The following is a 20,547-nucleotide window of genomic DNA, read 5'->3' on the forward strand; positions in this document are numbered from 1 at the left end:
AGGTGTGTTTCGCAAGGGAGGGCGATGTCCGATTCAGGCTACGAGCTCGGTTTTACTTCGGGCACGCTCATGCTTGCCGGCTACCGTGAAGCCGCCGAACTTTTCCTTGAAGGCCTCCCGCAAACCCAGGTTAGTAAGCGGCTTTTCGCCGAAAATCTGGTGCGTATCGAGGGCGGAAACCACCGCCGCGCAATGGCTTCTCTTACTGCCTCCCGCCTGGCCCCGCTGGGCAGGCCGGCCTGGCAGTATTTGGCGTCTGGCCTGCAGGGGGCCGAATTTCTAATGTGGCTGTCTCTTTGCTTGCGCTCCCGGCTAACGGCCGATTTTGCTCGCGAAGTGTTGCGCGATCACGCACTGATCCAGGCTAGCGCCACTACCGACCAGGATTTTTTGGAGTTTTGGAAGCAGAAGGCGCTCTGGCACCCCCATTTGCAGGGTCGCAGCGACAAGTCAATAGATAAGGTGCGCCAGTTTGTGTTCACGCAGGCGCGCAAGGCGGGTTTTTTGGACAGGCACAACGTTCCGCAAGAGGTTTTCATCCCCACCCAGGTTGCGCAAATAGTCGTGGCCGCCCCAGGCAAGTGGGGTTGGCCTATGCGCGAGGCGTTTCCGGTGCCCCCGCAACAGTTTGAATTACTTCCCAACGATCAGGCAGGTGCGTGATGTCAAAGCAGTCTCACACGGCATCTTTTAGGCGCTCCCAACAGTATCCGCCTTCGCTACAAGAAACGTTAGATATTGCTCTGAGGGTGATGGCCTCGCGGCGGTTTTTGAATAGGGAGGGCCTTGGCAACGAGGTCCCCTACTACGTGTTGCGTTACCGCATCGAGTGGGATCGTTCCTTCGACCAGAGCCTGCGGCAGATGCTTTCGCACCTGAACGAGTCGGTGCCAACCCTGCACGTTGACGTCTACCAGTTGGCCTTACAAATTTGGCGCGACTGCGGCTACTGGGATCAGATTTTGGCTCAGGAAGGCGAAATGGACAGGCAGGATTTTGCCGACGGGCTGGCACAAATCTTGGATGCTGAACGGGTGCTTGCCCCGGCTATTGCCGAAAGAATCCAGGCGGCCCCCGATTCGCGGGTGGTGATCCTTTCTGGCGTGCACCACCTGTTCCCCATCATGCGCGCTCACCGGCTGCTGAATTGTTTGCAGCCGCTCACGGGGGATGTGCCCGTGGTGCTTACTTTCCCGGGCTCTTACCGCCAGTCGCCTACGGTGGGTTCGGCCCTAGTCTTGTTTGACCAGGTTAGTGAAGATAACTATTACCGCGCTTTTGATCTTTTGGACCAGCAGTACGCATTGGAAACTATCGAGGATGAATCATGAAGCTAGCTGAAATGTATGCGAAGGACATTAACCGCACTATTGACGGGGTAATTAAGGCTAGCGAGGACGAGCACGTGCGCCTCGAGGTCGAAGAGTACGTGTTCACTGCCGAAATTAAGAATGGGCTTTCCCGTATTTTGGAGCAGTACACTAGCCCTCACCCTAAGTCGAATGGCGTGTGGATTTCGGGCTTTTTTGGTTCTGGTAAGTCGCACCTGCTCAAGATGACGTCGTTCCTACTCGGTGACGTGCAGGGTTCTTCGTCTGTGAGCCGGGATTTTGTGGCCGAACAGTTTTTTCAGAAGGCCGACCAGGACGCGTTTTTGCAGGCTTCGCTGAAGAAGGCGGCGGCTATCCCGGCCACGTCGCTGCTGTTCAACATCGATGCGAAGGATGACAAGGCACAGTCTTCGAAGAATCTGGCGCTGCTGGGGGTGTTTTACCGCGAGTTTTACCGCGCCTGCGGCTATTACGACCGCGATTTGGCGGTGGCCCGCCTGGAGCGGGATTTGGATTCGCTGCACAAGCTGGCCCAGTTCAAGGAGGCTTTCACCCAGGTGTCGGGTGGTAAGCGGTGGGAGGATGCCCGCAAGGCGGCCCTGTTTGCGAATGGCGATGCCGAGGCTGCGCTCGCGCAGATTGGCTCCCCTATTACTAACCCGATTAAGACTTATCGCGACAATTTGGCTTTGTCTGCTGAGGGGTTTGCCGAAGAGGTGCGCGATTGGATCGACCGGCAGGGCCCCACTTACCGGTTGAATTTCTTTATTGACGAGGTCGGCCAGTACATTGGCACGGACACTAAGCTGATGCTCTCGCTGCAGACGGTTACCGAGGAGTTGTTTTCGAAGTGTCAGGGGCGCTCGTCGGTGTTTGTCACTTCGCAGGAGCAGCTTTCTTCGGTTCTTGGCGAGCTGGCTGACAGGCGCGGGGATGATTTTTCGAAGATTCAGGGCCGCTTCGACACACAGGTTAACCTGTCTACGCAGGAGGTGGAGGAGGTTGTTTCGAAGCGTCTGCTCACTAAAACGGATCAAGCCTCCGCTGCGCTGCGGCAGGTTTATGCTGCCCATCAGGCCGAGTTTGAGTCTGCTTTTAGCTTCCCGAATTGGGAGAAGACGTATAGGAACTATTGCACTGCCTCCTCGTTTGTTGATACTTACCCGTTTGTGAACTACCAGTTCGACATGTTTACCCAAACTATGATTGGCCTGTCTTCTGCGGGCGCGTTTACGGGCCGGCATTCTTCGGTGGGGGCCCGTTCGCTGTTGGGGGTTGCCCAGCAGATCGCGAAGGATATCCAGAATAAGCAGGTGGGGGTGCTTGCCTCCTTTGACCAGTTCTACGACGGTATGGATCAGTCGCTGAATTCGGATATTAAGCTGAACGTACAGAGGGCTCTCGCGCAGTTTAGGGATTCCAACCCGTTGGCGATTCGGGTGCTCAAGGCTCTGTTGCTGGTGCGGTACGTACAGAATTTCCCTAAGGATCCTAAGAATTTGCGCGTGCTGTTGCGCCGCGATTTGGACGAGGACGTGGCCCAGCTTGAGGCTGACATCGAGGAGGCGCTCAAGCAGCTTGAGCGACAGGTGCTGGTTCAGCGCATGCCGAATGGCACCTACGAGTATCTGACTAACGAGGAGCAGGATATTAAGCGCGAGATCGACAGTATGCCGGTCTCTAATTCGCAGGTGTGGGATTACGTGAAGAGCGCCATCGTGTCGGCGCTTGGCAGCGATGCTACTAAGTACCGTTACCCGGATTCGAAGATGGACTTGAACGTTGGCATGTTTGTCGACGATACGCAAGTGGGGGCCGAGCAGCAGATTGCCATCCGCTATTACACCCCGAACGCGGGCGTGGACGAGGGGATTGTTGCGCAGCGGTCGGTGGGCTCGCAGAGGGACCTGTTTGTGCTGTTGGATTTGGAGTATGAGCATTACTCCGAGATTGAAACGTGGCATAAAACTAACGATTATTTGCGCCGCAATTCGACTTCTGCCCAGGGTAGTGCTTCTAGGTTTATTGTTGAGCACAAGGCGAATAACGCCGAGCGTAACGCTTCGTTGCAGAAGGATATTGCCGATTCGATTAAGAACGCTCGTTTCTTTGTAAATGGGTTAGAGGTCTCGCCTTCTTCTAGGGCTAGCGCTAAGGATGCGGTCAGGGCTGCCTTGGGCCGGGTGGTGGCCACGGTCTACAACCGAATTGGCGAGGTGAAGCCTTTCCTATCTTGGACGGAGTCGAATATTGGCCTTGCTTTGCAAGAGGACGAGGGCGGCATTTTCACCAGCCCCGAGGTGGCTACGCTGTCTAGCTTGGCGAACGAGGTAGCCCAGTGGATTGCCACCACCAGGCAGCGCGAGGGCAAATCTACTTATGTTTCCGACGCTGTGGAGCACTATCGCTGTGCCCCGTGCGGGTGGCCGGCGGCGGTAACCTTGGCGATTATTGCTAGGGGCGTGCGCGATAACAAGTTGGAGGTGTCCCACAATCAGGCGCCGGTTCCGCGCACGCAGTTGGCGCAGCTGCTGGCAACGCGCAGCGAGCACAAGTCGCTGCTGGTGGAGCAGAAGAAGACCTACGACCACTCGCAGGTTGCCCGTTTGCTGGCGGTGGCCAACGATCTGACTAACGCGTGGCCGCAGATGCAGCAGGCCGGCGAGGCTCCTAAGGAGGTTACCCGGTACGCCTACAAGGTGATTGAGGATATGCGCCAGGTAGCCGAAAGCGATTTTGCGTTTGCCGCCCAGACTGAGCAGGTGATTAAGGCTTTCGAGCCATTCTCTGTTACCCATAATGTCGATTTCTTCATGGACGGGCAGAATATGGCCAGCCTCGAAGAATTGTTGGATGTGAAAGAGGATTTTATAGAGCCGGTTAGGGAGTTCTTTAAGAAGCATCTTCCACTGGCCGAAAAAGCCAGGCAGTTGGCTCTTTCTCCGGAAAACTACGATCTGCCGGGGGCAGATGCGCAACTGCCGGGCCAAATTCAGGCTCTGCTTGAAAGCCCCAACCTGTACAACCTGGTGCCGAAGCTGAAGGTAGCAACCGAGTCTTTAGAGCGCGCCCAAAAGGCGCTTGCACAAGAGCAACACCGGCTGATCGCGGCCGAATTGGCCCATGCTGTCGAGGGCGTGCACGCCTCCCAGCAGTGGCGTGAGGCTAGTGAGGCCTCGCGCGAGCGGGTGGGTAATGCTATTGCCGAGTTCGAGAAGCTGGTTGCTAGTTCTGCTAATTCGGCCCAGCTGTCTAGTTTGCAGCTGAAGTTGAATGCGGCTAAGACCAGTTGGGTCAACGAGCTGATGCGCGTAAGCCCCGTGCCTACCCCCGCTCCTGCTGCCCCTGGCGACGCGGATGCGTCCCCGGCCGCAGAGCCTGCCCCGCAGTCGGCAGTGTCGAAGCAGCCCAGGGCGAAGAGCATTTCTTCTTTCCTTGGCTCTTCTTCGCTGGCTACGATCAGTTCTACCCAGGAACTGGATGAGTATTTGGGCCAGCTACGCGGGCAGTTGGCAGATTTTATTGACGATGGTGGGGTTGTGACGCTGTGAGTGCTTTGTCCTTAGAATCTTTAGCTACTTCTGCCCGGGCTAGCTTGACCGACCAGGTGGCTGTGCGCCTGTCTAGCCTGCTTGCCAGCCCAGACACGGATGGGCACGTGCGCACCTCGCTGACGAATGCGATCGCCGCGTTCGGCCAGGATGGGGTTACAGAGCGGGCAGCCTATTCGTGGTTCAACCGGCTGACTGCCGCCCGGTTCATGGATGCGCACTCCTATTCGGGTACCTACCAGGTGGTGACTCCCCCGCCGGGGTCTAACCAGCCTGAGTGCCTGGTGCAGGCCAGGCAGGGTAGCTTCGACTACAAGATTGATCCGCAGGTGCAGGCGCAGGTAACAGACCTGCTGCTGGCCAGGAAAGACCGGCAGGCTTACGTCGCCTTACTTACCGCCTACTTCCAGCTGTGGTCTAAGGCCATGCCCGAGGTGTTCCCGCAGGCGAATAGTTGGGTGAACTATTTAGCCCCAGGCGATCTGCTATCCGCTACGTCCGTGCGCCTGGATATTGTGCAGGCAATGGACCAGGATGTCTGCAAAGATGTGGAAGCTATTGGCTGGTTGTACCAGTACTACATTTCGCAGGTAAAAGCCGAAATTAACGACTCAAAGAAGAAGATCACGGCTAAGGAGCTAGCCCCTGTAACCCAGCTGTTTACCCCACACTGGATCGTGCAGTATTTAGTCCAGAACACGGTGGGCAAACAGTGGCTGCGGGCCCACCCTGCCTCCCCCTTACGCGAGCAGATGGAGTACTTGGTACCCGCCGCCCAGGGGCAAGAAGATGCCGGGTTGGCCATTGGGGATCCCACCGAGTTCCGCATCATTGATCCTGCCTGCGGTTCTGCGCACATGCTAACGTACACGTTCGACCTGCTGTGGCAGATGTACGTCGAGGCCGGCTACTCTACCTCCAAGATCGCCAACCTGATTTTCACCCACAACCTGACGGGTATCGAGATTGACCGCCGCGCGGTACAGTTGGCTTCTTTCGCCTTGGCCATGAAGGCGCAAGAGCACGACAGGCGCTACCTGGAGCGCTCCGGGGTGGCCAGCCCAAACATTGTGCATATCCGCTCCGTGGCAATCCCGCCCATCTCCCCCGAGCAATACCAGCGCATCTGCGACCAGCTGGCAGGCAGCGCCGAGCAGCTGCCTGCCCTGAAAGAGCTGAACAAGCTGCTCGACCAGCTGGGCGAGGCCTCCACCTTCGGCTCGCTAATTCAACCCCCCGCCGGAGCCTACGCAGTACTGCAACAGCTGGCCAACGCTACCGATGCGCAACTAATGGGCACCGACCCTGACGAGCTAGCAACCGCCGCAACAATAGTTAAAGCCCTGCAAAACAACCAGTACACGACAATCGTTGAAAACCCGCCATATGCGGGACGAAAAAAACTTTCTTCACTCTTCTCTGAATATCTTCAGAAGAACTACCCCAGTTTCAAAGCCGATCTTTTCGCGGCATTCTTTAATAGATCTTCTGCGCTAGGCACAGCAGATGCAGAAATGGGATTTATGAGCCCATTTGTGTGGATGTTTATCAAGACGTACCAAGAACTTAGAGAATGGATGATTCAGACGTGCACCATCACCAGTCTCATCCAACTGGAATATTCTGGATTTAGCGGCGCAACGGTACCAATCTGCACATTCACTCTAATCAATTCGCCACATCCTAATTATCAGACTGGATTTGTAAGGCTAGCAGACTTTGTCGGCCCAAAGCTTCAGCGGCCCAAAGCTCTGGAAGCAATCAAGAATCCCGACTGCGGATGGTTTTATAGACGCACCTCAGACTCATTCCAGGCAATTCCTGGGTCTCCGATTGTGTATTGGCTCCCCGACGCGCTCCTAAAAATATTGCAATCAGATGAACACATTGACGAAGTATTTGATGTTAGAAAAGGCATGGACACAGGGGATAACGACAGATTCCTCAGAGAATGGCATGAGGTTAATAGGGGCGACATCCTGCCCGATCATTTTATCCGAGGCGATTCAATCCAATCTACCTGGATCCCTTACAATAAGGCTGGCGGAGGGAACCGATGGTTTTCATACCAAAACACCGTAGTATATTGGCACAACGATGGTGCCGCGATAAAACACTCTCCTAAGTCTAATATAAGAGCCGAGAACTTTTTTACGCAGCCATCTCTCTCCTGGGGGTGGGTGACAAGTTCTCGATCCGCTTTCCGTTATTATCAAGCAGGCTTCATATTCGACTCGGCCGGTCCCTCTATTTTTGGTAGGGTAGACGATAAATTTTGGACCACGCTATCATTCCTAAATTCTAGCTCCGCTACGACTATACTGAGTGCTCTATCTCCAACACTAAATTTTGTAATAGGAGACATAAAAAGACTACCTTCTGTATCGGCGAATAAGAAAATAGCAAAGGAAGTTAAGGAGATTATTAGCATATGCAGCGAAGATCTGAATGAATGCGAAACCAGCAAGACTTTTAACGTGTTTCCCGTCGCTAAAGCGCGAGAATCTCGAATGGCCAAATCATTCCTTGCTCACTATCGGAGTTCTGTTGATCAAGCAGAAGCCATAAAATACAAAGCTACTCATTTCGATGAGTACTGGGCAAACATTTTTTCAGTTCCTAATTGCGGTGTTGAAGAACTTTCGACAGTTTCTTTACATTCCAACCCCTACTTCGCTTTTGTGCCTGAGAGGGGGCAGTCGCGCTCGGAGGAGGAGTACCAGTGGTTGTTCTTCCAGCGGGCGGCGCAGGAGCTGATTTCTTACATCATTGGGCTGTGGTTTGGCCGCTACTCGCTGGACAAGCCAGGGCTGATCTTGGCTGATCAGGGGGCCAGCTTGCAGGATTACCTATCCCAGGTGCCAGAGCCGACGCTTACCCCGGACGACGATGGGATCATTCCCTTCACCGACGGCTACTTTGCCGACGACGCGCTGCTGCGCGTGCAGGAAGCGATCAAGGCGATGTATGGGGAGGAAAACTTGGAGGAGAACCTGGCCTTCCTGGTGCAGTGTTTGAATGTGAAGAGCTCGGGCAAGAAGAGTGAATTCACCGCGCCCGCCCTCCCTAGTAACTACCGGGAGGGACTCTTTAAGTACCTGGACAAAGAATTCATCAAGAACCACGAGGCCATGTACTCCAACCGGCCAATCTACTGGATGTTCCAATCCCCGAAAGGCTACTTCAAGGCGCTCATCTACCAGCACAGATACACACCCGCCACCGCGGGCCAGGTGCTCGCCAAGTATGCGGCCCCCTACCGCAATGCGCTCACCACCGAGGTAAAAGACCTGCAAGCTCAGCTGGACTCCGCCGCTAGGCCGCAACAGGCCGCCCTCAGGAAACGCCTCAAATGGGTGGAAGCCGCCCTAACGGACGTAACCGCCTACATCGACGATTCGCTCTACCCCCTGTCAATCCGAAAGGTGAGCATCGACCTGGATGACGGGGTGCGGGTCAACTACAACAAGGTTGCCTACGGAATCAGCGGCAGCAGGGAACAGCTGAAAAAGAGCGCGCTGCGCCCTCAAAAAGGCTTTAGCGACTGGTATAAAAAGCGCAAAAAAGCTGGAACCCAATTCTGGCAGGAGTAGCAATGAGTGGAACAAACCTAGACCAACTAGCGCACACCTTGCGGGACAAACTCATCTACTCGCGCATCGTGTCCTGGCTAGACCTGAGCGGCGAATACGCCGAAATCATCGAGCAGATGCAAACCCTACTGGGCGTGCCCATCATCGTGATGGACGGCAACGAATTCTCGGTAAAAATCCGCGTCCTAGCCGACAATCCAAAAGACCAGTTTGTGCTGTACCGGAAAGGCGAACTACCCCCGGTAGAAGACGATTGGCTGGCAGACATCCGGCTGGGGTACGCCACGTTCCGCGCCGACTCCATCACGCTACAGGCAACTGAACTGGGGCTGACCGCGGACGAACTGGTGGCCACTATGCGCGCTCATGCGGGCTTTTTCAACTCCCGCGACCGCGTAACCAAGCTGCGTTCACGCCTGCGCGACGGCGTCGATTCAAAGACCCTGCTGGCAATGATGACCTCCACCCTGTTGGGCACGGCCGACCACTCGTTCTCGCACCTATTTGCTGAGCTGGCCTCCAGCGCAGCCCCACCCGCCGGCGAAGAACCGGCCGAAGGGAAATTCCCGCTGCTCAAGTACGGCCTCGACGATTTCTTCTGGGATGGGGCCGCCAAGATCTGGAACTACGACGGCCAAAAGAACCTGCCCGCCCTCGTGCTGTGGCTGTTCCTGCAGGAACAAAACAACTGGCCCGAAAGCGCCAACGCGAACGCGCGCGCCGACTTTAGGAGCTGGTTTAACGCCCTGCCCAACCAGCAGGCGGTTCAGGCGTGGGCAACGTACGCGGCAGAAAAGCTCGGTTCGTTGCGCCAGCTGTCGGCCCGGCCGGCGGGCGAACTTCTGCACAACAAAACGGTGCCGGGGGTAGACGAGCTGCTGGTGCGCCAGCTGGCAGACGAGCTGGTTGCTGGCTCCACCAATGCGGAGGCGGTTCGCAAGGTTGCCGCCGAAAGGCAAAACACCATCTGGTATGAGCGCTCGCGAAATACCTGGAAGGCCCTGCTGAGCGGGGCCGAATGCTTGACGCTGATCCGCACGATGGGCAAGCCCCTGTTCGCCGACGCGGCAGACGGGTTTTTCCAGTACACGGATAGGTGGTGGAAGATCGACCAGGCCTACCGGCAGTTTTTGTACTTTGCTGCCGGCACCGGCGGGGACAGCCCCATAGCAGTGCTGAAAAAGCAGGTGGAGACCGCATACATCTACGACTACCAGCAGCCGCTAGCCCACGAATGGGACACGGCAATTAGGCAGCTGGGCGGGTGGAAGATCCCGGCTCGGGGAAGCGAGTCAGCCCCGTCCAGGCAGGATAGGTTTGTGGCGCTCAATGCTCGCTCGGGCAGGCGCACCATTGTGATCATTTCGGACGCGCTGCGCTTCGAAGTGGGCAAAGAACTAGAAGAAAAGCTGAACCGGCAGGGCCGATTCACTGCCCAAACCGAGCCCTGGTACACGCTGCTGCCCTCGGTGACCAAGTTGGGGATGGCGGCACTGCTGCCACACGGGCAACTGGAATTTACCGAAAAGGCGGAGGTGCGCCTAGACGGCACCTCGGCCGAGGGCACTGAGCGGCGCGACCAAATCCTGGCCAGCGCTTTTGAAGGGCGGGCCGGGGCACTCACCTTCGAGGATGCCAGGTCAATGAACCGGGACCAGATTCGCGACTATGTGCGCGAGCGAGACGTGGTGTACATCTACCACAACGAAATCGATGCCATTGGGGATTCGGGCAGTTCCGAAATGGACACGCCCGGGGGCTGCCAGCGCACCCTCGAGGCACTTTGCCGGCTCTGCGCGCAGTGGGCAAACTACGCCAACACTGCCCGCATAGTAATTACTGCCGACCACGGCTTCCTCTACCAGGAGCGGGCGCTCGAAGACAACGACACTGTGCTGCAAGGGCAGGTGCCCGCCGGAGAGCAGATGGTGGGCAAGATGAAAAGGCGCTACGCCCTCGGCAAGAACCTACAGACCGACAACAACTGGACTGCCTTCACCGCGGAGCAAATCGGCTTGGCGGGCGGCTTGGACGTGGCCGTACCTAGAGGGCTGCGCCGGCACCGGGTGAGCGGGAAAGGACGCCAGTTCGTGCACGGCGGGGCTTCCCTGCAAGAAATCACTATCCCGGTTATTACGGTGGCTGTGGGCCGGCAGAATAAGGCAGAAGACGCGCGGATCGAATTGCACTACTCGCAAACTGCGATCACCACCCCGGCGATCTCCGCCCGTCTGGTGCAAAAGGACCCGGTAGGTGGAAAGACCGCGCCCTTCACCGCCCAGATTGGCCTGTACGCCCAAGATGGGGCGCTACTATCTGACCTGGTGACGGTAGAGGTGAATTCGCCCTCGCAAAGCCAAGAAGAACGCAACCGAAACGTGCAGTTAGCCCTAACGGCCGACGCAAACGCACACAACAACCAAGACGTTTACATCAGAGCGCATAAGCTGGTAAACGGAAACCAGGTAGCGGCGGTGGCCGAACACAAGGTGCGTTTGTTGCGCAGCGGATTTAATGCCTTTGGAGGATTCGACATATGAGCGAACGCAACCAGCTAGAAGCAAAGGCAGCCGAATACTTTCCCGGCTACATAGTGCGCAAAGATCTGGTGCAACAGGTAAAAGGCAACGCGGTTGTGCCCACCTACGTGCTGGAGTTTTTGCTCGCCCAGTACTGCGCAAGCACCAACGAGGCCGAGATCGCCGCAGGCGTGGAATCGGTGCGCAAGATCCTGGCGAAACACTACGTGAACCGCGGCGAATCGGAACTGATAAAGTCGCGCATCCGCGAGCAGCGCGGATACCGGATAATTGACAAGGTCTCTGTGAGCCTGGACGAACGCAAGGATAGGTATGTGGCCGCCTTTGAGAACCTGGGGGTGCGCGACGCGCTAGTATCTGACCAGACCGTGCAGGGCAACGACCGGCTACTTACCGGCGGCGTGTGGTGCATGGCCGACATAACCTACACGGCAGACGTAGCGGTTGGGGGCAAACCTAAAGAGGGGCCGTGGACCGTAACCAACCTGAACGCGATCCAGCTGCCGTTCTTTGACCGGGATGGGTATGTGGCCGCGCGGGAGCAGTTTGAAACTGCCGAGTGGATCGACCTGCTAATCGCCTCGATCGGGTTCAACCCGGAAAAGCTCAGCCGGCGCGCAAAACTATTGCAGCTGACCAGGCTCATCCCCTACGTTGAGCGCAACTACAACCTGGTCGAGTTAGGGCCAAAAGGTACGGGCAAATCGCACATCTATTCGGAGCTATCCCCGCACGGCATGCTAGTTTCGGGCGGCGAGGTGACGCTGGCGAAACTATTCATCAACAACACCACCAGGCAGATTGGGCTGGTGGGATTCTGGGACGTGGTGGCCTTCGACGAGTTCGCCGGCAAGAAAAAGGTCAAGCAGAATCTGGTAGACACGATGAAGAACTACCTGGCGAACAAATCATTCTCACGCGGGGATTCGCCGGTGACTGCGGAAGCGTCCATGGTGTTCGTGGGCAACACGGCGAACACCGTGCCCGCCATGTTGGCCAACTCGGACCTGTTTGAGTCGCTCCCGGAGGCCTACCACGACACCGCCTACATGGATCGCATCCACTACTACATTCCCGGCTGGGAAGTAGACGTGATCCGGCCCGAACTGTTCAACCGCGGCTACGGGTTTGTGGTCGACTACCTGGCTGAGGCCCTGCGGGCGTTTAGGGCCGAAGACTATTCGGGGCGTTTTGCCCAATACTTTGAATTGGACAAGGAAATGTCTACGCGCGACCGGGACGCGGTGCGCAAGACCTTCTCGGGGCTGATGAAACTGGTGCACCCCAGCGGGCAGGCCGATGAGCACGAGGTTGAAGACCTGCTGCGGTACGCGATCGAAGGGCGGCGCAGGGTAAAAGAACAGATCCTGCGCCTGGATGCGACCATGCGCGAGTCGGGGCTGCACTTCTCGTACGCGCCCGCCTCGGGAGGGAATCCGCGCGAGGTGGTAACCCAGGAAGAGCTAGACTACCCGGAGCTGTTCGGCGCCGACGCACAGGACGGCCTGGACGGGGCGGCGAGCGGCGAGCGAGCAAAGCCGGGTACGGCTAAATCGGCAAAGGTGGCCGCAACCAGGCCGGCTGAGGCGGCAGGGGCGCGGGAGCGCCGGATTGAGGTGCCAGAGAATAAGCTGGGAGTGAGCCTACAGCGCCTGCTCGTGGACTACTTAGTAGGAGCCACGAAGGTTGAGATTGTTGACCCGTACGTTCGCATGCCCTATCAGGTAGAGAACCTGTACGAAGTGCTGGCCACCATTTTGGCGGTCAAACCCCGCGGAGAGACCGTCGATGTAAGGCTACTTACTGACTGCGACAGGGAGCACCCGGAGTGGGCTGAAAATCAGCGGGACATGCTGGAACAGTTACAGAACAACTTCGCCAAGTACGGGCTGAATTTCAGCTTCCAGATTGGCAAGGCTGGCCACGATCGCAAAATAACCACTGATACCGGGTGGATCATTGATCTGGGGCGTGGGATGGACATTTACCTGCCGTGGACGTCGGATGGGGCCTTCGATCCGCGCCGCCGGGTGGCCCACTGCCGCCGGACAAAAGCATTCACCTTCACGGCCACCAAAAAGGACTAGGGGGCTCGGGTTCGGGCCGGGCTTCGCGTCCTCGTCTATACGCAAGGCGTACCTATTTGAACATGTCCCAGAGGCTGAACGTGGTGCGCTTGTACACCGAGCTTTTGGCCAAGCAAGTAAATAACGAGGCGGCCGCGATTGTGCAGGCTCACCCGGACCGGTACGGCTTATTTGCTTCTTTGCCGGAGCCGGCGTGGCAACGGGATTCGGGGTAGAGTCGACTGCCCGCGCGGCCAGCGAACTGGACTTCATCGTGGTGGTTGCCTCCGATGCGGTGACCGACATGGATATTGAAGTACACCAACGGGCAATCCAGAAGGTATTCCCTGCGATGGCACAAGTTCGCGACACGAGCACGATCATCACGGCGCTGGAATAGAAGTTCAACACCTGAGAACCCTGGGCGGTGATCCGCGAAGCTAGGCAGCAGGCGCCCGGTTTCGCGGACATGCCATGGCGGACAAAAGCTTCCACGCCTCGCGCAACCACACGACTTCACCACGTATAATTGCGCTTGGCTACCGAGAGCGTAGAGACCGGACGGTAGGAATAGAAGATGATCATTTCCGTTATTACATCTGTGCTATCAGCGTTTTCAGCTATTCTTCCGATTCTTTTGGCCCTGGTGGGAGCAAGAAGTATTCTAGATTGGCTCGGTTACCAAAAGGAGCTAAACACTTCCGCCCTCGAAAAGGCAATCGGTCATCGCGCAAAGCTTGCCGCCCACCTCTGTTCAGAACCACAGCCGAGCGGCTCTGTCGAACTAAATAGTCGTATAAGAAAATACGATGCACGCATTCGCCGAGAAGTACTTCACCAGAATGTGCAACATAAGTTGAGGGACTGGGATCCGGGCCCTGGACTGTTTCGGGAGCCATTTGTAGCTGCCAACATATGCCTGACAGTATTCGCGCTAATAAGCTTCCTAATAATTAGTTGCAAAATTAATTCCCAGCCAAATGCCTCATTGCGCAAAGTCCTCCCGCCCCTCGTAGTAGGCATTTTCGCAGTTTTAAACTGTACCCTAGGTGAAAATATGTATCGAAATGTGCGTCGTGAAAGGGCAGTAAGACAGGCTTTCAAAGAGCTGTATCCTGACTGCACGTCCCCCTATAGCAGCCTCTCGGCTACGACAATTGCAGCGCTCCTGACTACTACCCTGAGCAAGAGGAAACAACAACGTTCAAAAGCAGCCAATAGACTATTCATATGGACGTTCTTGACCGCAAGTTTCTTTCTTAGCATCATTCTACCTAGTTTGAAATCCTGGCAAACCGTGCGTTTGCTCTGTAAAATAGCATTCTTGATGTGTTCAATAGGGCTTTCCACCCAATTAGGTTTGGCGAAAAATAAATTTTGGAAACTCCCGAATCGAAAGGGGAAGGGAAAGATGCCTGCAAATTGCAGTAGAACTAATTTGCTTCGCCTGTGGCAACGCATCCGGCCCAGTAAAGCGGACCGCAATCGATCGGAGCACGGAGGGTCTTAGCGCAGCAGCGGAATTCATAGTGCCTTGCGCCATCGTTACCGAAAGGAATACCAGGAGAGATCCCATTTCAGGTAGGCACATGCGGCGTGAGGAAAACGGTAGCATTGGACAACATGAAAAAGCCTAATTACCGCGAGCCAAGCATGCTGAAAGCCCTAGTGGCAAGTGCACTGATCATCCTGATCACCCCACTACCCCTAGCACTTTACATGAGTGGCCTCGACTGGGTACTTCACGGGATCTCGGCAGTTCCAAAAGAATTTCTTGCCACATACTTCCTCGAATTAGGAATCCTAATCATCGGAATAGCCGTATTCAAAGTTAGAGAGAAGTTCTTCAACAAATAGGCTCTTGTTAGCCACTGTTGCTGCCTGTGTAGCTCCATGTCAGAATTGCTTTTTGCCTAACTATTAAAAGGCTCACCTTAGGGGGCAGTTTGGGTATTGATCCTGTGTTTCGTCGAAGAGCACAGCCGAATCGAAACTTATTTGAACATGTCCCAGAGGCTGAATGTGGTGCGCTTATACACCGAGTTTTTGGCCGCTCGCTTAGGATTTTTCAAATACCCCATCCCCTTACGGCCGTAACCGGGGATTAGTGCGCGCTTAATCGCCCTCTTCGCACGCCCCGTAGTGCGGGCTTTAATAGAACGGGTCAAAGATGGCGTACGCATACCGAACTTCATACCACCCATGGTAGCCCCGCCCTCTGTAATCCATGGACGACAGAGCATCAAGCGAAATAGTGAGGTTGGGTTCGCGAGCTCTGGCCGAATCCGCGAATCTTGGTTGACAACAGCATGACTCGCGAGTTCGACCTGGTTTCGCGAGGGAAACACCATACTTCGCGAAACCTTCCCATACCGTGTGTGGCAACCTGCCTGCACATCCGCCGGCACAGAAATTGCGCAAACCAGTTGATTAATTTCTAAAACCAACCTTAACGCAGGTCACCACTACTTATACTGGAGCGAATACCCAACAAAGTTGTTGGAAAACGTTCCCTATCAATACTCGAAGGAGAGTTTGTATGCACCGAAAAGGTGTACGAAAGCGGCTTCGGCTAATGTTAGCTTTGACCGCCGCGCTGGCAACCATCACAGCAGGAATCATGATTTCACCTACAGCCACTGCTGCCCCACCCACCGACGCCCCCACAGATTCAGCATCCGCCCCCAATTTGCCCTCGACGGTGCCCAGCCTGGACGGCTGGAAGGACGCTGCCGGATCGTGGACGCTAGATAAAAACGCGAAGGTGGCTGCGCCCTCGTCCCTTAGTAGGGAATCGAAAATGCTGGCCAAGGAACTGTCCCTGGTACTGAAGACGAACATTCCCGCCACCACCGACGGCAACATAAAACTGCAGCTAGACTCGGGCCGAAAGTTCTCTGACCTGGGCACTGAAGGCTTCGAAGTGAAAGTAACCCCGCACGGAGTGCAGCTCATCGGCGGCACCGAACAGGGCGTTTTCTACGGCACGCGCACGCTCTCGCAAATGCTGCGGCAGGGGCAGAGGACGCTGCCGGCGGGCTCAGCCGTGTCGGTACCCAAATATAAGGAGCGCGGGGCCACGCTCTGCGCATGCCAAATCAACATCTCCAACGAGTGGATCGAACAGTTCCTAGACGACATGGCGGACCTGCACCTGAACCAGGTGCTGCTGGAAATGAAGCTGAAGTCCGACAAGCACCCCGACACCAACACCTGGTCCTATTACAGCCGCGAGGACGTAAAGAAGTTCGTGGCGAAAGCCAATTCGCTCGGCATCGACGTGATTCCTGAAATCAACTCGCCCGGACACATGAACATCTGGTTGGAGAATTCGCCGCAATACCAGCTCACCTCGCGCGATGGGAAGAAGGCGCCCGATCGGCTAAATATTGCGGACCCGAAAGCGGTCCAGTTCTATAAAGACCTGATCGACGAATACGACGGCGTGTTCACCACCGACTACTGGCACATGGGCGCCGACGAATACATGCTGGGCGACAACTTCGCCAACTACCCGCAGCTGACCGAATTCGCCAAGGCCACCTACGGGCCGGACGCCACAGTAAACGACGCCTTCACCGGCTTCATCAACGACATCAACGACTACGTCAAAGCCAAGGGCAAGAAGCTGCGCATCTGGAATGACGGGATCGTGGAAACCTCGGAGGTAACGCTAGATAAGGACGTCATCATCGACTACTGGTATAAGTCGAACGCGCGCTCGTCAGCCCAGTTGGCTAAAGAAGGCTACCCGCTGATGAACGCTTCGACCGACCTGTACTGGTCGCGCTCGGTGCCCTCGTTCAGGGTGAACTCGCAGCGCCTATACAACAACCGGTCGTGGAATGCGGGCACGTTCAACGGGTCGCAAATTGACCCGGACTACAAGAAGCTGCTCGGTCTGCGCGTATCCATCTGGCCCGACGGTTCCACCAAGCAGACCGAGAACGAGGTTGCTGCGGCCATTTCGGACTCACTGTACTTCACCGCGCAAATGGCGTGGTCGGCCTCGCGTCCCTGGCCCAAGTGGCAGGGCGAGGATGGCATGAAAGCCACCATCGATTCGGTAGGCAAGCCTCTGCTTCGCACCGCCCTACCCACCACTAAGCGCGGCGACGACACCTACCAGATCCCCGAACTAGAACCCATTTCGACCGGACCCTGGCAACTGACCCGCACCCCCGACAGCTACTTTCAGCTAAAAGACCAGGCTAGTGGCAAATGCTTGACACTGCGGGACGGGACGACCGGCAACGACGCCACCGACAAGCACCTGGATGTGGTCACGCGCGTAGGATCTGCGCCCATACTCGCGCCCTGCGAAACCATGGCCCCGTCCTGGGATGACATGGGCAAGGCCGAGGCGCGCAACACCCAAAAGTGGCGGCTAGCAGATGAAGGGACCAAGGTGACGATCCGCTCCGCGCTCACCAACCAGTATCTGGCCACCGCCACCGGGCAGGAACGCCACCCTGACCTACAGGGTGTTAGCGCCGACGTGGAAAAAGCCCTAACCTTCTCTGGCAAAGGCACCCCCGTCCCCGCCGGCAAGATCGCCCAATTCCCGGGCGACCTGGTAAAAGACAATGCGCTGTTCACATTTAGGCCCGTAGCAGCCCTCAAGGTGGAGGCCGACAAGAGCGAAGCCAAGGCCGGCGAAAACGTAAACGTGACCGTCCGCCTAACCGCTCCCCGCGCGAGCGCACTCCCCTCCGGAACCATCACCCCGCAGCTACCCGACGGGTGGAAAGTGGCGCCCTCGACCGTGTCACTAAAGGCGGTCCCAGCTGGGAAAACAGCCGTAGCAAAATTTGTGGCGCAACCCCAGCAGGCCACTGAGAAGGTCACCGGGTTGCGATTCACGTACAAACCCAATGAGGCCTGCCACGGCCTTGGCGACATGAGCGCGGGCGTCGAAGTTGCCGTCGCCGGGCTGCAAACCGTCACCCCCAAGATCGAGGGGATTAGCACCGATTCGCAGGAAGAGGGCGGCGAAGGGCCCGTCAACGGATACCTCAAGGCTGCCTTCGACCAGGATCCGGACACGTTCTGGCACACCAGGTGGTCAACCGGAGAGGACCCGGCTCCTCACTGGGTCGTTTTCAACGCCGGCACGGACGATGCGGCCATCGCAACCGTGAACTACCTGCCCCGGCAGAACAAGCCCAACGGGCGCATCAACGCCTACAAGGTGTACGTTTCGGCCACGCCAAAGCAGGGCGGGGATGATTGGGGCGAACCCGTAGCCGCCGGGGAGCTGCCCAACAGTTCGCAGCTACACCGCATCCGTCTGCCGGAAGGAACCGTCGGCCCGTGGGTCAAACTAGAGGCAGTGCAAATGCACCCCTCAGACAACGGGCAGATTCCCGCGTTCTCGTCAGCCGCCGAGATCAACGTTTCCGTGCCGGTTGCTGCCGGCGAGGGCGAAGAACTGGCGGCTCCCGAACAGCCCACCAACCCCGAGGCAGCCGAACCCACCTGCCCAGCCGACGGCGATAGCGAAAGCGACGAACCTGGAGCTGGGGCTGAGAGTGGGGATGACGACGAGCCAGGAGCTGGGGCTGAAGATGGTTCCGGAGCGGGCGCTGGGTCTGAGACTGATCCCACCGACGAGCCTGGGAAGAGCGATGCCAGCCCGAAGGCAACTGCCGGGCGGGACACGCCCTCTAACGGTAAGTCGGTCGGAGCTGGCCAGCAGGTTGGAAACACTGGCACCTGGGCGGGGATCGCCCTAGGCGTGGCAGGCTTAATCGCTACCGCAGGTGCCTTGTTAGTGGCCTCCAGAGTAAACAGGCGCGGCTAGTACCTGCACAAATGTGTCGCCAGCGTCCACGATCGCATGCGTTCCTTGTAGAACTGCAGACGAAAGTGGGTGTTGGCGGCACTTTGCCATCTCGGCGCGGGCGCGCAACGTGCTCTAGTTTCGCGAGCCTAGGTCAACACCACTATGTCTTGCGAGTTCGACCTTGTTGCGTGGGATAACACAGAAGCTCGAGAAAGATCCCCTAGCCTCCCGAAAATACCAAGGGTCACGATGTCCCCGGCCCGCCCTCGTCTTATTTGAAAGCAACCCTGCGCAGGTAGTCGTTCAGTTCGGCGCGCCAAATATCCCACGAATGAATACCCGGTTGGTCAAACTCGACCACACGCGCCCCCGCCCGGCGGAAGGAATCAGCGCGCAACAGCGAATTCTTCCCAATCGAAACCAAATAATCTTGCAGGCCAGCCCCAGTGTGGATAGCACCTTTGAGCTGCCCAATAGCGCGGCGGTCGGCCTTGGAAAAATCGGTGGCGAGCGTGCCCGCACTCCACAGGCCGTAATAATCAAAGACCCCAGGATGCTTCGTGAGCAGCTCAATGCCACGCGCTCCACCCAGCGAAAGGCCGCCAAATGCACGCCGGCTCGGATCGTCGGAAGCGTTGAAATTCGCCTGCACGTACGGGATGACGTTTTGAACCATATCCTTCGCGTAGGCGCTAGAGACGATCAGCGAATCGGCGCCCATATGGTTGAAGTTGGTGGCCACAAGAATAGTGGGCTCTGCCTTACCGTCGGCAATCGCATTTTCCAAAATGTAGGGGGCTGCCCCCTGCGTGAACCAGTCAGTGTCATTGCCGCCCACCCCATGGCTCAAGTAGAGAACGGGGTAAGGCTTGGCGCGGTTAGGATCATAGCCCTTCGGCAGGTAGATCGAGAGCGGGTGGGACCCTGCCGGCGACATTGAATAAGAGGTCTTATAGCTGGCGTGGACGAACTTGCCCATCTGCTCGGCGGGACGCGGACGCTGGTAGGCATTGTTATAGGTGGGGTACTTTGGGTTTTGCGGCACGTAAACCTGCGACATGTTCTGCCTAGAGAAGCTGGGCAGGTCAGCACTGACGTTCAGGTTGGCCGGATCGGGGTGGCGCTTACACGTGTTCGCATCCGCATCCAGCTGCGAGCAGCCGTGCCCAAAAGCGTAGCTAAACGTTCCCGCAGGAAGAGGCACTTTCAGCTCCCATATGCCATCTGCGCCCTTGTTCATTTCCAGAATCTTCCACGGCGCGGCGGGCACGTCCCCCTTCTTCCACAGCGCCGGGATCCGCCCGTCGCCGCCGCCTAAAGTCTTGATCGAAGCAGGCTGAGAGAACGTCCACTCGCCGTAGAGCTGCACCGACTTCACGCCCTCGGGGGCCTTGTAGCGGAAAGTCACCTCGTAACCTGTGGGGCCGCGGTCAGTCTTAGTTACCGTAGGCCCCAACTTGGCCACCTCCGCCTGAGCAGCCGGGGACGACTGGCCGGACTGGCCCCCGGCAGCCCCGCCCTCGGCCGCGAGCGCTACGGATGCGAAACCGGCGGAAAGGGAAAGGCTCATGAGCGCTGCTGCTCCTACGGTGGCGATCTTTTTTGCTGTGCGAATCGAGCGTGGACGTGTCATAGGTGTGCTCCTTGACAGGGTGGCTGCGTTTGGGTCTACCCTAACGGC

The 20,547-nt window shown here is 57.1% G+C and carries 12 protein-coding genes; 10 read left to right on the plus strand and 2 right to left on the minus strand.

Annotation, left to right across the window (positions count from 1 at the left end; translation table 11 throughout):
• Positions 1-24: 24 nt before the first annotated feature.
• From G437_RS0108580 to G437_RS11435, 9 genes are all read left to right on the plus strand, one after another.
• The gene (locus G437_RS0108580; RefSeq protein WP_024332153.1) at positions 25-663 is read left to right on the plus strand and encodes a BrxA family protein; all 639 of its coding nucleotides are present in this window, start codon (positions 25-27) and stop codon (positions 661-663) included.
• The gene (locus G437_RS0108585; protein ID WP_024332154.1) at positions 663-1,331 is read left to right on the plus strand and encodes a DUF1788 domain-containing protein; all 669 of its coding nucleotides are present in this window, start codon (positions 663-665) and stop codon (positions 1,329-1,331) included. The genes G437_RS0108580 and G437_RS0108585 overlap by 1 nt, the downstream gene beginning before the upstream one ends.
• Positions 1,328-4,882 carry a BREX system P-loop protein BrxC gene (gene brxC, locus G437_RS0108590; protein WP_024332155.1) on the plus strand — a complete coding sequence of 1,185 codons (3,555 nt, stop codon included), beginning with the start codon at positions 1,328-1,330 and terminating at the stop codon, positions 4,880-4,882. The genes G437_RS0108585 and brxC overlap by 4 nt, the downstream gene beginning before the upstream one ends.
• Positions 4,879-8,475 (plus strand): BREX-1 system adenine-specific DNA-methyltransferase PglX, encoded by a 3,597-nt coding sequence (gene pglX, locus G437_RS0108595; protein WP_024332156.1) that lies wholly within the window; start codon positions 4,879-4,881, stop codon positions 8,473-8,475. Before brxC ends, pglX begins: the two co-directional genes overlap by 4 nt.
• Positions 8,476-8,477: 2 nt before the next feature.
• Entirely contained in the window at positions 8,478-11,015 is a 2,538-nt protein-coding gene (gene pglZ, locus G437_RS0108600) for a BREX-1 system phosphatase PglZ type A (RefSeq protein WP_024332157.1), read from the plus strand.
• Positions 11,012-13,102, plus strand: a complete 2,091-nt coding sequence (gene brxL / locus G437_RS0108605) for a BREX system Lon protease-like protein BrxL (protein ID WP_024332158.1) — start codon at positions 11,012-11,014, stop codon at positions 13,100-13,102. The genes pglZ and brxL overlap by 4 nt, the downstream gene beginning before the upstream one ends.
• A gap of 62 nt (positions 13,103-13,164) precedes the next feature.
• Complete coding sequence (locus tag G437_RS11360; protein ID WP_155845689.1) at positions 13,165-13,317, plus strand: hypothetical protein; 153 nt, start codon at positions 13,165-13,167, stop codon at positions 13,315-13,317.
• Positions 13,296-13,481 (plus strand): isochorismatase family protein, encoded by a 186-nt coding sequence (locus tag G437_RS0108615; RefSeq protein ID WP_024332159.1) that lies wholly within the window; start codon positions 13,296-13,298, stop codon positions 13,479-13,481. Before G437_RS11360 ends, G437_RS0108615 begins: the two co-directional genes overlap by 22 nt.
• A 1,196-nt stretch (positions 13,482-14,677) precedes the next feature.
• Complete coding sequence (locus G437_RS11435; protein WP_024332161.1) at positions 14,678-14,938, plus strand: hypothetical protein; 261 nt, start codon at positions 14,678-14,680, stop codon at positions 14,936-14,938.
• A gap of 137 nt (positions 14,939-15,075) precedes the next feature.
• Here G437_RS11435 and G437_RS0108630 read toward each other — a convergent pair whose 3' ends face one another.
• Positions 15,076-15,276, minus strand: coding sequence for a hypothetical protein (locus G437_RS0108630; protein WP_024332162.1), 201 nt, complete (start codon positions 15,274-15,276; stop codon positions 15,076-15,078).
• Between the two features lie 425 nt (positions 15,277-15,701).
• Between G437_RS0108630 and G437_RS0108635 the strand changes: the two genes are divergently transcribed.
• Entirely contained in the window at positions 15,702-18,884 is a 3,183-nt protein-coding gene (locus G437_RS0108635) for a family 20 glycosylhydrolase (RefSeq protein ID WP_158237499.1), read from the plus strand.
• A gap of 253 nt (positions 18,885-19,137) precedes the next feature.
• Here G437_RS0108635 and G437_RS0108640 read toward each other — a convergent pair whose 3' ends face one another.
• Complete coding sequence (locus G437_RS0108640) at positions 19,138-20,499, minus strand: alpha/beta hydrolase-fold protein (protein WP_024332164.1); 1,362 nt, start codon at positions 20,497-20,499, stop codon at positions 19,138-19,140.
• Positions 20,500-20,547: the final 48 nt, after the last annotated feature.

The organism is Winkia neuii subsp. neuii DSM 8576 (genome assembly GCF_000420405.1).
Classification (GTDB): domain Bacteria; phylum Actinomycetota; class Actinomycetes; order Actinomycetales; family Actinomycetaceae; genus Winkia; species Winkia neuii.